General features: G+C 67.3%; 12 protein-coding genes. 7 read left to right on the forward strand and 5 right to left on the reverse strand.

Annotation, left to right across the window (positions count from 1 at the left end):
* Positions 1–8: 8 nt before the first annotated feature.
* On the forward strand, positions 9–1316 hold the full coding sequence (locus tag DSD19_RS12680; RefSeq protein ID WP_113669848.1) for an HlyC/CorC family transporter: 1308 nt from the start codon (positions 9–11) through the stop codon (positions 1314–1316).
* Positions 1317–1460: 144 nt separating this feature from the next.
* Here the strand turns inward: DSD19_RS12680 and DSD19_RS12685 are convergent, their stop codons facing one another.
* Entirely contained in the window at positions 1461–2960 is a 1500-nt protein-coding gene (locus DSD19_RS12685) for a helicase HerA-like domain-containing protein (protein ID WP_113669849.1), read from the reverse strand.
* Positions 2961–3391: 431 nt separating this feature from the next.
* Here DSD19_RS12685 and DSD19_RS12690 point away from each other — a divergent pair, with 431 nt between their 5' ends.
* Complete coding sequence (locus tag DSD19_RS12690) at positions 3392–3985, forward strand: invasion associated locus B family protein (RefSeq protein ID WP_243627943.1); 594 nt, start codon at positions 3392–3394, stop codon at positions 3983–3985.
* 88 nt (positions 3986–4073) lie between these two features.
* Here the strand turns inward: DSD19_RS12690 and DSD19_RS12695 are convergent, their stop codons facing one another.
* From DSD19_RS12695 to DSD19_RS12710, 4 genes are all read right to left on the reverse strand, one after another.
* Complete coding sequence (locus DSD19_RS12695) at positions 4074–5282, reverse strand: beta-ketoacyl synthase (protein WP_075786012.1); 1209 nt, start codon at positions 5280–5282, stop codon at positions 4074–4076.
* Positions 5279–5545: an acyl carrier protein gene (locus DSD19_RS12700; protein WP_075786013.1), complete on the reverse strand. Its 267-nt coding sequence runs from the start codon at positions 5543–5545 to the stop codon at positions 5279–5281. Before DSD19_RS12700 ends, DSD19_RS12695 begins: the two co-directional genes overlap by 4 nt.
* Positions 5546–5578: 33 nt before the next feature.
* Positions 5579–6670 carry a UDP-3-O-(3-hydroxymyristoyl)glucosamine N-acyltransferase gene (gene lpxD, locus DSD19_RS12705; RefSeq protein WP_113669850.1) on the reverse strand — a complete coding sequence of 364 codons (1092 nt, stop codon included), beginning with the start codon at positions 6668–6670 and terminating at the stop codon, positions 5579–5581.
* 66 nt (positions 6671–6736) lie between these two features.
* On the reverse strand, positions 6737–8338 hold the full coding sequence (locus DSD19_RS12710; RefSeq protein ID WP_113669851.1) for a murein L,D-transpeptidase: 1602 nt from the start codon (positions 8336–8338) through the stop codon (positions 6737–6739).
* Positions 8339–8666: 328 nt separating this feature from the next.
* On the opposite strand from DSD19_RS12710, the gene DSD19_RS12715 reads away from it, so the two are divergent.
* From DSD19_RS12715 to DSD19_RS12735, 5 genes are all read left to right on the forward strand, one after another.
* A complete protein-coding gene (locus DSD19_RS12715; protein WP_075786016.1) occupies positions 8667–9233 on the forward strand; it encodes a DUF882 domain-containing protein in 567 nt (188 codons plus the stop codon).
* Positions 9234–9746: 513 nt separating this feature from the next.
* The gene (locus tag DSD19_RS12720; RefSeq protein WP_113669913.1) at positions 9747–10964 is read left to right on the forward strand and encodes an NAD-dependent epimerase/dehydratase family protein; all 1218 of its coding nucleotides are present in this window, start codon (positions 9747–9749) and stop codon (positions 10962–10964) included.
* The gene (locus DSD19_RS12725; RefSeq protein ID WP_113669852.1) at positions 10961–11800 is read left to right on the forward strand and encodes a glycosyltransferase; all 840 of its coding nucleotides are present in this window, start codon (positions 10961–10963) and stop codon (positions 11798–11800) included. The genes DSD19_RS12720 and DSD19_RS12725 overlap by 4 nt, the downstream gene beginning before the upstream one ends.
* A complete protein-coding gene (locus tag DSD19_RS12730) occupies positions 11797–12672 on the forward strand; it encodes an NAD(P)-dependent oxidoreductase (RefSeq protein WP_113669853.1) in 876 nt (291 codons plus the stop codon). The genes DSD19_RS12725 and DSD19_RS12730 overlap by 4 nt, the downstream gene beginning before the upstream one ends.
* Positions 12673–12817: 145 nt before the next feature.
* The gene (locus DSD19_RS12735; RefSeq protein WP_075786019.1) at positions 12818–13543 is read left to right on the forward strand and encodes an STAS/SEC14 domain-containing protein; all 726 of its coding nucleotides are present in this window, start codon (positions 12818–12820) and stop codon (positions 13541–13543) included.
* Positions 13544–13552 lie beyond the last annotated feature (9 nt).

The following is a 13552-nucleotide window of genomic DNA, read 5'->3' on the forward strand; positions in this document are numbered from 1 at the left end:
AGAGACCCATGGACAGCCCCGCCACGGTCGCAGACGCGGCCCTTTTCATTTCCAGCGCCGCCATCGTCGGTCTGCTGCTGCTGTCGGCCTTCTTTTCCGGATCGGAGACCGCCCTGACCGCCGCCTCGCGCGGCAAGCTTCGCGCCCGCGCCGACAAGGGCGAACGCGGCGCCGAAACCGCGCTGACCATCACCGAGGACAATGAGCGCCTGATCGGCTCGGTGCTGCTGGGCAACAACTTCGTCAACATCCTCGCGACCTCGCTGGCAACCACGCTGTTCACCCGGCTTTTCGGCGATTCCGGCGTGGCGCTGGCGACCCTGGTGATGACGCTGGTGGTGCTGGTTTTCGCCGAGGTTCTGCCAAAGACCTATGCCATCACCAATCCCGAACTGGCCGCATCGCGGGTGTCGCCGCTGATCCGGCCGATCATCCTGATCCTGTCGCCGGTGGTCAGTGCCGTCCGTGCGCTGGTGCGCCAGATCCTCGCGCTGTTCGGGGTCAGGGCCGATCCCGACAGCCAGATCATGGCGGTCCGGGACGAGATCGCGGGCGCGCTGCAACTGGGCCATTCCGAGGGCGTGGTCGAGAAGGAGGATCGCGACCGCATCCTCGGCGCGCTCGATCTGAGCGAACGCACGGTCGAGGAAATCATGCTGCACCGCTCGCAGATCGAGGTGATCGACGCCGACCTGCCGCCCGAGACGATCCTGATGACCTGTCTGGAAAGCTCGCACACGCGGCTGCCGATCTACAAGGACGACCCCGAGAACATCGTGGGTGTGATCCATGCCAAGGACTTGCTGCGCGCGGTCGAGCGGCTGGTGCGCGGGCCGGACGGATCGCCCGAGAAGATCTCGGAGCTTCGGGTTCTGGATGTGGCGCGCAAGCCGTATTTCGTGCCCGACACCACGACGCTTGACGACCAGATGCGGGAATTCCTGCGCCGCCACACCCATTTCGCGATGGTGGTCGACGAATATGGCGCGCTGCGCGGGTTGATCACGCTGGAGGATATCCTTGAGGAGATCGTCGGCGAGATCACCGACGAGTTCGACATCGACAGCGAGCGCCCGCTGCGCCGGACCGAGGACGGGGCGATCCTGGTCGACGGGGCGATGACGATCCGCGACCTGAACCGGGCGATGGACTGGAGCCTGCCCGACGAGGAGGCCAACACCATCGCCGGGCTCGTCATTCACGAGGCCCAGTCGATCCCGACCCCGGGGCAGGTCTTTTCGTTCCATGGCTTCCGGTTCGAGGTGCTGCAGCGGCAGGCGAACCGGATCACCCGTCTGAAGATCCGGCCGCTCTGAGATGGCCGGGCGGGCGGGCGGCTCCCGCCCCCGGCCAGCACGGCGCCTGCGGCGCCGCTGGTCCGGCCTTGGGCCGGGCCGCGCCTAGGGGCGCGGCGCCTCCGGCGGGAGTATTTCGGCCAAGAAGAAGAGACCGGGCGCGCGTCACCGCTTGCGAAAGAGCCCGCCGAGAAGACCGCGCACCAGGCGGCGTCCTGTCGGGCCGGACAGCTCGCCGATCAGGGCCTGACCGAGGGCCGCGCCGAGGCTTTCGGCGCGGGAACCGTCGCGCGGGACAGACCGGGCCGGAGAATGCGGGCCGGAAAAGCGGCGGGCGGAGGGAGCCTCGGTCGGCGCGGCGATTTCCGCGATCCGTGCGGCCAGCATCTCGGCGGCCGAGTCGCGGTCGAGCGGGGTGTCGTAGCGGCCCGCAAGCGGCGAGGCCGCGATCAGGGCCGCGCGGGCATCGGGGTCGAGGGGGCCGAGCCGCGAGGCGGGCGGACGGATCAGGGTGCGCTGGGCGGGACCGGGCGCCCCCTTGGCATCAAGCATCGAGGTGACCGCCTCGCCGGTCCCGACCTCGCGGATCGCGGTGGCGATGTCGAGCCCGGGATTGTCGCGATAGGTTTCGGCGGCGCGGGCCAGCGCGCGGCGGTCGCGTTCGGTGAAGGCACGCAGCGCGTGCTGTACCCGGTTGCCGAGCTGGCCCAGCACATCCTCGGGCAGATCGTCCGGCGACTGGGTGACGAAATAGACGCCCACGCCTTTCGAGCGGATCAGCCGCGCCACCTGTTCGATCCGGTCGACCAGCGCCTTCGGGGCGTCGTCGAAGAGAAGATGCGCCTCGTCGAAAAACACGACCAGCCGGGGTTTTTCGGGGTCACCGATTTCGGGCAGCGTCTCGAAGAGCTCGGACAGAAGCCAGAGAAGCAGCGTGGCGTAAAGCCGGGGCGCGGTCATCAGCGCCTTGGCGGCGAGGATGCCGATGCGGCCGCGCCCGTCGGGGGCCGTGAGCAGCAGATCGGAAAGCTGCAAGGCCGGTTCGCCGAAGAGATGCGCGCCGCCCTGGCTTTCGAGCACCAGAAGCCGCCGCTGGATCGCGCCCACCGAGGCCGCCGAGACATGACCGTAGCGCAGCGACAGCGTCTCGGCCCGGGCGCCGACCCAGGCCAGCAGCGCGCGCAGATCCTCGAGATCGACGACCGGCAGCGCCTCGTCATCGGCGACGCGGAAGGCCAGGGTCAGCACGCCCTCCTGAACCTCGTTCAGCTCGAGCAGCCGGGACAGCAGCAGGGGACCGAGCTCGGCCACGGTGGTGCGCAGCGGATGGCCCTCGCGGCCGAAGACATCCCAGAAGGTCACCGGGAAGGCCCTGTAGCGGTAATCGCCGAGGCCGATCCGGGCGGCCCGGACGGCGAAGTCGTCATGCGGGCGGAGGGCCGGGCTTCCGGCCGCACCGAGGCCCGAGAGATCGCCCTTGACGTCGGCCAGAAGCACCGGCACCCCGGCGGCGGAAAACCCTTCGGCCAGGATCTGCAGGGTGACGGTCTTTCCGGTCCCGGTCGCCCCGGCGATCAGCCCGTGCCGGTTGGCCTTGTCGAGCCGCAACACTTGCGGATCGGCATGGTCCGCCCCGGCGCCGCCCAGAAAGATATCGCCCGGCATTTGTAATTCTCCGCAAATTTTAGGCCGATTTGACAATACTTATTTAACTTTTGACTGTCAGGCTGCTTTCTATCCCGCTTTCCGGGCTTTTCGCTCGGGCGGGTCTTCCTCCCTGATGGACTGGCCGCATCTTCGCGATGCGGCCTTTTTTTGATCTCCCTGAGGTTGAATCGCGGCCTTTCTTTGCATGTTGACGCGTTCCGGCAAACTCCGTAGCTTCCTTTCATCAAAAAGGTCGGCCCGTCCGACAGGGAGCAAGAACAAGGGAAAAGGGTCGCGACGCGGCCCTTTTTCCATTGGTGGCGAAGCGTTGCCAGTGCCCCAGATTGCCCCCTGACAGCCGTGCGGCGCTGGTGTAGACCGGCATCGACGAGCATCCAAGAAAGGCAGGCACGACGATGCGAGAGTTTTTCGGACCCCTGGGACTGGCCATGCTGACCGCGCTGGCGGCACCGGCCCTGGCGCAGGACGCCCCGGTCCAGCCCGAATCCAGCGGAACCCCGGCCCAGGTCGACAGCACGCCGGCCGAGCAATTGCCGATGGGCCAGGCCGAGGCGCCCAAGGCGCCGCAAGCCTTCGTCAAGGAAACCTACAAGGACTGGCGCGTCGTCTGCGTCAGGGCCGACGAGCGGGAATCCTGCAACATGCAGCAATTGCTGCGCGACGCTGACAACAATGCGGTGGCCCAGGTCTCGGTCGCGCCGATGCCGCCCGCAGCCGCGCCGCGCGTCGCGGCGGTCGAGGTCGCGACGCCGCTGGAAACCCTGCTGTCCGAGGATCTGCTGGTGCAGATCGATACGAGCCAGGCCAAACGCTACCGGTTTTCCTTCTGCACGCCGCAGGCCTGCGTCGCCCGCTTTGCCCTGTCGGCCGAAGACCTTGCCGCGTTCAAGGGCGGCAAGGAAGCCAAGGTCGTGATCGTTCCGCTGGTCGCGCCCGACCAGAAGGCCAATATCACCATGTCGCTGGCGGGCTTCACCGCGGCCTTCGACGACGCGCTGTCGACGATGTCGGGCCAGAACTGACCCACGGGCCAGGTGAGAAAACACAAAGTGAGCAAACACAAACGCCGCCCCTTGGGGCGGCGTTTTTCGTCGGTGCAGCGGCGGCGTGTCAGACCCTGCGCAAGGCCAGCACGGCGTTGAGCCCGCCAAAGGCGAAGGCGTTCGACAGCACCACATCGACCTGGACCTCGCGCGCCTCGTTCGGCACGACATCGAGCGCGCATTCCGGGTCGGGCTCTTCATAGCCCACGGTCGGCGCAATGACCCCCTCGCGCAGCGCCATGATGCAGGCCAGCAACTCGACCGCGCCGGTGCCGCCGATCAGGTGGCCATGCATCGACTTGGTCGAGGACATCATCAGCCGGTCGGCATGGGCGCCGAAGACATCGGCCACCGCCGCGCATTCCGTCTTGTCATTGGCCGCGGTGCCGGTGCCATGGGCGTTGATATAGCCCACATCGGCGGGCGCGAGCCGCGCGTCGCGCAACGCCCCGGCAATCGCCCGGGCCGCGCCCTGGCGCGAGGGCATCACGATGTCGGAGGCGTCCGAGGTCATGGCAAAGCCGATCACCTCGGCCAGGATCTCGGCGCCGCGGGCCGTCGCATGCTCGTATTCCTCGAAGACGAAGACCGCCGCGCCCTCGCCCTGCACCATGCCGTTGCGGTTGGCGCTGAACGGGCGGCAGGCGTCTTTCGACATGACCCTGAGGCCTTCCCAGGCCTTGATGCCGCCAAAGCACAGCATGGATTCCGACCCGCCGGTGACCATCACCCGGGACATGCCCGACCGGATCATCTGAAAGGCCTGCCCCATCGCGTGGTTCGACGAGGCGCAGGCGGTGGCCACGGTAAAGCTCGGGCCCTTCAGATTGTAGGCCATCGAGACGTGGCTGGCGGCCGCGTTGTTCATCAGCTTCGGCACGACGAAGGGATGGACGCGGTTCTTGCCCTCTTCGTAGACCGACCGGTAATTCTCGTCGAGCGTGTTCATGCCGCCGCCCGAGGTGCCCAGCACGACCCCCGCCTCTTCCGACAGCTCGTCGGAAAAGGTCAGCCCCGCCTGCCCCACCGCCTGCCGCGCGGCCAGCAGGGTGAACTGGGTGAACCGGTCGTAAAGCGCGATCTGCTGGCGATTGAAATGCGCCTCGGGGTCATAGCCCCGGACCTGACCGCCGATCCGGATCGACAGCCGGTCGAGGTCCTGAATGTCGAGTTCGCCGATGCCGCAGCGGCCCTCGCGGAAGGCCGCCAGCGTCTCGGGCACCGAATGGCCAAGCGCGTTGATCGTGCCCTGGCCGGTGATTACGACGCGCTTCATGCGTGCTTTTCGGCGACCAGGCTTTCGACGGCCGTCACGATGGCCGCCACCGAGGAAATGTCGAATTCGCTTTCGGTGGGTTCGTTGGCGTTGAACGGCACCTGGATATCGAAGGCTTCCTCGATCGCGAAGATCGATTCGACCAGGCCGAGGCTGTCGATCCCCAGATCTTCCAGCGTCGACTCCATCTTCACGTCCGAAGGCTCCAGCACCGCCTGTTCGGCGATGATCTCGATGACCTTGTCCTTGACGTTCTCAGACATGAAAAGCCTTTCTGCCCCTGAATCAGCGTCGGTTTAGTCTCTCTCGGCCAGCTTTGAAACCGCTTTTTGCAGCGCGGCGACCTGCGCGAAAAGACGCGGCAGCCGCCGCAGCCCCTTGTAGGCCTCGATATGGGTTTCCATCCGCATCGCGGGGTAGCCCAGCAGCACCCGGCCGGCCGGCGCGTTCGAGAAGATCTTGGTCGCGCCGCCCGCGATCACGTCGTCGCCGACGAAGATGTTGTCATTGACGCCGACCTGTCCGGCCAGCACCACGCGGTTGCCGATCCGGGCCGATCCGGCGACGCCCACCAGCCCGCAGAGCAGACAGTCTTCGCCGATCTGCACGTTGTGGCCGACCTGCACGAGATTGTCGATCTTGGTGCCCGAACCGACCTGCGTGTCGCGGATCGTGCCGCGGTCGATGGTCGAATTGGCGCCCAGCTCGACATCGTTGCCGATGGTGACCGCACCCAGCGAATGGATCCGGGTATAATGCTGCTGGCGCGAGGACCCGGTATCGCCCAGCGTCTCGCGGACCGCCTCGACCGCCGATTTCTCGGGCGTGACGAAGGAAAAGCCGTCGCCGCCGACCGTGGCGCCGGGCTGGGCGATGAAGCGGTCGCCGATCTTGACCCTGGCGCAGATCCGCACGCCGTACATCAGCAGCGCGTCATCGCCGATCCGGGCGTCCTCGGCCACGACCGCATGCGCCGCGATCCGGGCATTGGCCCCGATCCGCGCCCGCGCGCCGATCACCGCATAAGGGCCGATCGCGGCCCCTGCCCCGATCATCGCGGTGGGATCGACGACCGCCGTCGGATGGATGCCCGTCGCGATCTCGGGGCCCGGGTCCATCATCCGGGTCAGCCCCGCCATCGCAAGGCGCGCGCGCGGCGCGAAGATCGCGGCCTTCAGCCCCATCGCCTGCCAGTCGGCGCCCGCCCAGAGCAGCGCCGCCTGCGCCGCGCCCTCGGCCAGACCGCCCGCATATTTCGGGTCCATCGCCAGCGCCAGGTCCTGCGGACCGGCCGTCGCCGGTTCGGCCGCGCCGGTCACCCTGACGTCGAGATCGCCCTCGGCGGGGGCGCCGAGGGCGGTTGCGATCTCCTGGATCGTGAAGCTCATGCCAATCTCCTGCCCGGTTGGCCGGAGCGTGCCGCGCGGCCGCCCCTGCCGGTTCTGGGCCGAGATCTAGCCCTGAACCTCCGGAAGCGCCACCCCGGCGGCCTGCAGCGCGTCGAAAATAGCGGCATCGCGCCCGTAGACATCGCGGCGATACTGCATCCGCCCCTTGGGCTCGCCCATCGCGGTGCGGTAGATCAGATGCACCGGCAGCGGATGTTCCAGATCGACACGGGTTTCCCGGCCGCTGTTCAGCTTGGCCGCGAAGAACCCCTTGGGATCGTCGGTCTGGGTCGCGAGCAACGCATAGGCGAAGTCGTAGGGGTCGCTGAGCCGGATGCAGCCATGGCTGAAGGCCCGGGTCTCGCGGTTGAACAGCGACTTCGACGGCGTGTCGTGCAGATAGATGTTGTAGGGGTTCGGGAACATGAACTTCACCCGCCCCAGCGCATTGCCGTTCGAGGGCGGCTGCTTGAGGTCGAAGGGGAAGTTCGAGGCGGTGTACTGGGTGAAATCGACCGCCGCGCGGGTGACCACGCGCCCGGCCCCGTCGACCAGCATCAGATGGCCCGCGGCATTGGGGTTGTTCTGGAACTGCGGCAGGTATTCGCGCACCGCGATCGAGCGCGGCACGTTCCAGGTCGGATTGACCACCATATGGTCCATCACGTCCGAGAATTCGGGCGTGCGATGGTCGTGGGCGTTCTGGCCGACGACCGACCGGGTCTCGAACACGACCTCGCCCTTGTCGACGATCCGGGCATGATAATCGGTGATGTTGACCAGCACATGCTTGTCGCCGCGGGCATTGCCAAGCCAGCGCTCGCGCTCCATCGCGACGAGGACCGAGCGCAGCCGGCGTTCCGGCGGCACGTCGAGTTCCTGCACCGTGCTGGGCCCGGCGACGCCGTCGGCGGTCAGACCGTGGTCGAACTGGAAGGCCTGAACCGCCTTCTGCAGCGTCGCGTCATAGGTCTGGGTCGCGGTGCGCGGCAGGTAGCCCATCGCGATCAGCCGGTTTCTGAGCGCGATGACGCGCGGGCCGGACTGGCCGGGTTCGATCTTGCCGCCGCCGACCTCGGGGCCCCAGCCGCCCGCGGCGATCAGCCGTTCAAGGCGGATCTTCTCGCGCATCAGACGGGCATATTCCGGGCTTTGCGGCGAGAGCGCCCGCAGATAGGCCAGCGGCGAGGGCGCTGCAGCCAGGCCCTCGATCAGCGTCGCGGGCGCGGGCCGGTCGACCTTGCGCTTGATCTCGGACAGCACGGCGCCGGGCGTCAGCACGCCCCGGCTGGCATCATGGGCATAGTCCAGATACATCCGCATCGCCGCGACCTCGGCGCGGCCGATGGCGCGCTGGGTCCGGGCCTCGCGGAAGGTCTCGACCAGGCGATCGGCATCGTAGCGCGCGGCGGGCAGGCCCTGTTCGGAGGCCTCGCCCAGAACGGTCACAAGCGCGCTTCGCCGGGCCGCGGCATCGGCCGAGGTCCAGAACGGGGCATAGTCCCGGTCCCGATAAAACGCCGCAATGGCATCGTTTTGTACCGCAGCCGCGGCCACCGCCTGTTTGAAAGCTGTCAGTTCCGTCTCGGCATGGGCCGGGGCCGCAAACCCGAAGCAGGCGGCGACGAGACCGGCAAAGGCGGCCCCGCGGAGGTGGGACAAAGGCATTAAGTCATTCCCGTTCAGATAGTTCCAGTCGCGCGAACGGAACCAACAATCGGTCAATTGCCGCTCGCTGTCCACTGCTATTAGACAGCGTTGCGTCAACGCCGGGTTAACCGTGGCGGTTCCGCCCTATCGGAGCGAAATGGCCGAGAACGCTCGTTAAGTGAGCAAGATCTTGCCACTTTTGGATGCGCCGGACGGCCGAGCCGAATCCAAACTTGGCCCGGTCTTTGAGTTGTGAGATAGGGTGACAGGGCGCCGGAGACGGGCTCGATCAAAAAAAACGCCGCGAAAACGCGGTATTGGATCGACTGGGGCAGGCGGAGATAACATGACGACACCCACATACTGCTTGACGCGCCGTGGCGTGCTGGCGGCGTTCGCGGCGACGACCGTGGCGGCTGCACCCACCTATTCGAACGCCTTCGGCCTGATGCGCGGCGCCGGCGATGTCCGGCGCGTCCGGATGTATTCCGGCCGGACCGGCGAAAATATCGACACGGTCTACTGGATCGATGGCGAGTACATCGGCGAGGTCGTGAAGGAGATCAACCATTTCATGCGCGACTGGCGCACGGATTCGGCGATCTCGATGGATTTGCGCAATCTCGACATCCTCGCGGCCGCGCACAGCCTGATGGACGTGCGCGAACCCTACATGCTGTTGTCGGGCTACCGCACCCCCGAGACCAATGCGATGCTGCGCTCGCGCTCGTCGGGCGTGGCCAAGAATTCCCTGCACATGAAGGGTCAGGCCGCCGATATCCGGCTGAAAAGCCGGTCGGTCGACCAGATCGCGCGTGCCGCCAGCGCCTGCCATGCGGGCGGCGTCGGGCGCTATTCGCGCTCGGACTTCGTGCACATGGATTGCGGTCCGGTGCGCAGCTGGGGCCGCTGAGGCCTCGCAGGGCATGACCTGCCGGACTACGACGGGCGCCCGATCCGGACGCCCGGGACGAGGATGCGGCCAGTGCAGCCGCCGGATGCGGTTCGGGCGTTCCGCAATCCGGGCGATGCACCAGAAGGCTGCCGCTTTCGTCCCAAGGGGTATGCTTGCCGCCCCGGCCATCGCGCCCGTCCCTGTCCTTCCCAACGCTGTCCCGGCCCGGCCGGTTCTGTTTCAACGCAGACCGCCGCGTCCGGTTCCCGAGTCGTCCCGCCGCCCCCGATCCGGTCCCCGGGCGGACCGCGGCCCGGTCTCCGACCGCCCCGGTTGGCCTCCGGTCCGGGGGCGAGGCAGAGGGTCGCAGCCCGCCGCCGGGTGGAAAAGCCGTTCCATATGTGATGTCTATGGAGCAGGGGTGGGCGCTGACACAAAAGTTTCAAATGACTTTCCCCTTGCCGGTCCGCTAACGGACGGCGCGTTGGCGGCCTGGCGCCGCCGGTATTCTGACCCCGAAAGGAGATGTCGATGAAGATTGCGGTTCTTGGCGGCGACGGGTTCTGCGGCTGGCCGACCTCGCTGCACCTGTCCAACCTCGGTCACGAGATTCACATCATCGACAACCTCAGCCGGCGCTGGATCGACACCGAGCTGGGCGTGCAGTCGCTGACGCCGATGGACTCGATCCAGGAACGCTGCCGGATCTGGAAGGAAACCTCGGGCGAGCAGATCCATTTCCACCTGATCGACCTCGCCAAGGAATATTACCGCCTGCGCGACTGGCTGGCCGAGAACCGCCCCGATGCGGTGATCCATTTCGCCGAACAGCGTGCCGCGCCCTATTCGATGATCTCGGACCGCCACAAGATCTACACCGTCGACAACAACATCAACGCCACCCATAACCTGCTGGTGGCGATGGTCGAGACCGGGCTCGACGCGCATCTGGTGCATCTGGGCACGATGGGGGTCTATGGCTATTCGACGGTCGGCGCGCCGATCCCCGAGGGCTATCTGGACGTCTCGATCGACACGCCCGGCGGGTCCAAGGGGATGGAGATCCTGTATCCGACCCGGCCCGGCTCGGTCTATCACATGACCAAGTCGCTCGATCAGATCCTGTTCCAGTTCTACGCCCAGAACGACGGGGTGCGGGTCACCGACCTGCATCAGGGCATCGTCTGGGGCACCAATACCGACCAGACCAAGCGCCACCCGCAGCTGGTGAACCGGTTCGACTATGACGGCGATTACGGCACCGTCCTGAACCGCTTCCTGGCCCAGGCCGCCATCGACTATCCGCTGACCGTGCATGGCACGGGCGGGCAGACCCGCGCCTTCATCCATATCCAGGACACCGTGCGCTGCATCGAACTGGCGCTGAAGGATGCCCCCGCCAAGGGCGAGCGGGTCAAGATCTTCAACCAGATGACCGAAACCCACCGGGTCCGCGATCTGGCCGAGCTGGTGGCCAAGATGACCGGCGCCAGGATCGCCTATCTGCCGAACCCCCGCAAGGAAGCCCCCGAGAACGAGCTGATCGTGAAAAACGACAACTTCCTCGGCCTCGGGCTCGACCCGATCACCCTGCAGGAGGGCCTGCTGGAAGAGGTGGTCGAGATCGCGAAGAAATTCGCCCACCGGGTCGACCGCAAGCGCGTGCCCTGCGTCTCGGCCTGGACCCGCGATCTGGCCAGCCGGGTCGAGCGCGATCCGGAAGGCAAGCGGCTGAAATCGGTCTCGTGAGCGACGGTCTCAGGCCCGCCCGTCCGGCGGGCGGCCACGATGCCTATGTCACCCTGGTCACCAACGCCGATTTCGCGCTGGGGGCCAGGGCGCTGGTCCGGTCCCTGGCGCTGTCGGGGACCGGCGCCGATATCTGCGTCCTGCATACCGGCGGCGTGGACGCGGCCAGCCTCGCGCCGCTCGCCGATCTGGGTGCGCGGCTGGTCGAAACCGACCTGCTGCCCACCTCGGCCGCCTTCAACACGGCCCATGCCCGCGACAGGCTGCACCGCGAGGCGCCCTTCACCAAGGGCGAGAAACCGGCCTTTCACACGCCTTTGGACAATTTCTGCAAGCTGCGCCTTTGGCAGCTCGACTACGACCGTGCGGTCTTTCTCGATGCCGACACGCTGGTCCTGCAGAATATCGACCGGCTCTTCGACTATCCCGAATTCTGCGCGGCCCCGAACGTCTATGAAAGCCTCGCCGATTTCCACCGGATGAATTCGGGCGTCTTTACCGCGCGCCCCTCGCAGGCGACCTTCGCGGCGATGATGGACCGGCTCGATGCGCCGGGCGCCTTCTGGCGCCGGACCGACCAGACCTTCCTGCAGGAGTTTTTCCCCGACTGGCACGGGCTGCCGGTCTTCTGCAACATGCTGCAATATGTGTGGTTCACCCTGCCGGACCTCTGGTCCTGGCCCGAGATCCGCGTGCTGCATTTCCAGTATGAAAAGCCCTGGCAGGACCATGCCAAGGCCGATCGCCTCAAGCCGCTGATCGACCTCTGGCGCGCCTATGCCGAAGGCGCCGCCATCCCCGATCCCGCCACCCTGCCCGGACCGGCCGCGCCATGAGCCTTGCCGTCACCGGCGCGACCGGCCTTGTCGGGCGCTTCTTCGTCGAAGAGGCGCTGGCCCGGGGCGAGCCTGTCACGATCCTCGGCCGCACCCCGCCGCCGCCGGGGTTTTTCTCGGCCCCGACAGGCTTTCGCCCCTATGCGCTGGGCGACCGTCCCGACCTCTCCAACCTCGGCGCGCTCGTTCATTGCGCCTTCGCCCATCTGCCCGGCCGCTATCGGGGCGGCGAGGGCAGCGATCCGGCGGGCTTCGCGGCCGCCAATCTCGACGGCTCTATCGCGCTTTTCGAGACGGCGCGCGCGGCCGGGCTCCGTCACCTCGTCTTTCTCTCAAGCCGCGCGGTCTACGGCCATTACCCGCCCGGCACCGCGCTGACCGAAACGCTGACGCCCTATCCCGACACGCTGTACGGCGAGGTGAAGGCCCGGGCCGAAACCGCGCTCCTGTCGCTTGCCACCGACAGCTTCGCCCCGCTCGCCCTGCGCGCCACCGGCGTCTACGGACCCGCAGGCCCCGGCCGCCCCCATAAATGGCAGACGCTCTTCGACGATTTCCGCCAGGGCCGCCCCATCGCGCCCGGCCGCGGCACCGAGGTCCATGGCGCGGATCTGGCCGCCGCCGCCCGGCTGCTGCGCGACGCGGGCGCGCGCGGGGTCTTCAACGTCTCGGATATCCTGCTGGACCGCCATGACCTCCTGGCGCTGGTCGCCGAGGCCGAGGGCATTCCCCATCCGCTGCCACCCCGCTCGGACGCGGCCGTCAGCGCCATGCGCTGCGACCGCCTTGCGGCCTTCGGCTGGACGCCCGGCGGGCTGGCCCGGCTTACGGCAACCATCCCTGCGCTTTGCCGCCCCTGCCCGGCCAACTGATCCCCACAGCCCCGGCCCGCCTCTTCTTCTTGGCAAAAATACCCATGACAAGGGTCTGCCATCCCTCTCCGCCGCCCGGGGATGGATCCCCGGCGCCGCGTCCCTACATATTCCTCAAACCGTCATCAGTGAGGATTTCCGAACCATGATCGACATTACCGAAGAAACCGCCGAAGGCCTTCTCGAAATCCGGGCGACCGGGCGCGTCACCGAACAGGATTACGAAACCGTCCTGATCCCCGCCGTCACAAGGGCACGCGACTGGGGGGTGCCGGTGCGGCTTCTCTACCAGATCGGCCCCGATTTCGACGGCTATTCCCCCGGCGCGCTGCTGGCCGATGCCCGGCTGGGCCTGAAGCACTGGCGCGGCTTCGAGAAGATCGCCGTCGTCACCGACAATGACAAGATCGAGGCCGGGGTGCGGATGTTCGGCTTTACCCTGCCCTGCCCGGTCCGCACCTTCGATCTCGACAAGCGCGACGAGGCGCGGCTCTGGCTGCGCGAATCCCTCGGGGCGCTGCATGTCGAGGAAATCGGCGAGGACGCGCTCGAGGTGCAGCTGATCGGCCGGCTCGACAGTGCCTCCTACAAGGCCCGCACCCCCGATCTCGACGCCTATGGCGCGGCCCATGACCGTTATCGCCTGATGGTGGACCTGCGCCGCTTCGAGGGCTGGCAGGGTCCGGCGGCGGTGGGCGAGCATCTGGGCCTGATCCGCCATCACCGCCGCCAGCCCTACCGGATCGCGGTGGTCGGCGACAAGTCCTGGATGAAGCTTGCGGAAACCGTCCTGCCGATGGTGCTGGACGCCAAGACCAAGTATTTCGACGAGGACGACTATCCCGCCGCCCGGGCCTGGCTGCTGGCCTGACCGGCCCAT

The organism is Rhodovulum sp. BSW8 (genome assembly GCF_003314725.1).
Lineage (GTDB): Bacteria > Pseudomonadota > Alphaproteobacteria > Rhodobacterales > Rhodobacteraceae > Rhodovulum > Rhodovulum visakhapatnamense.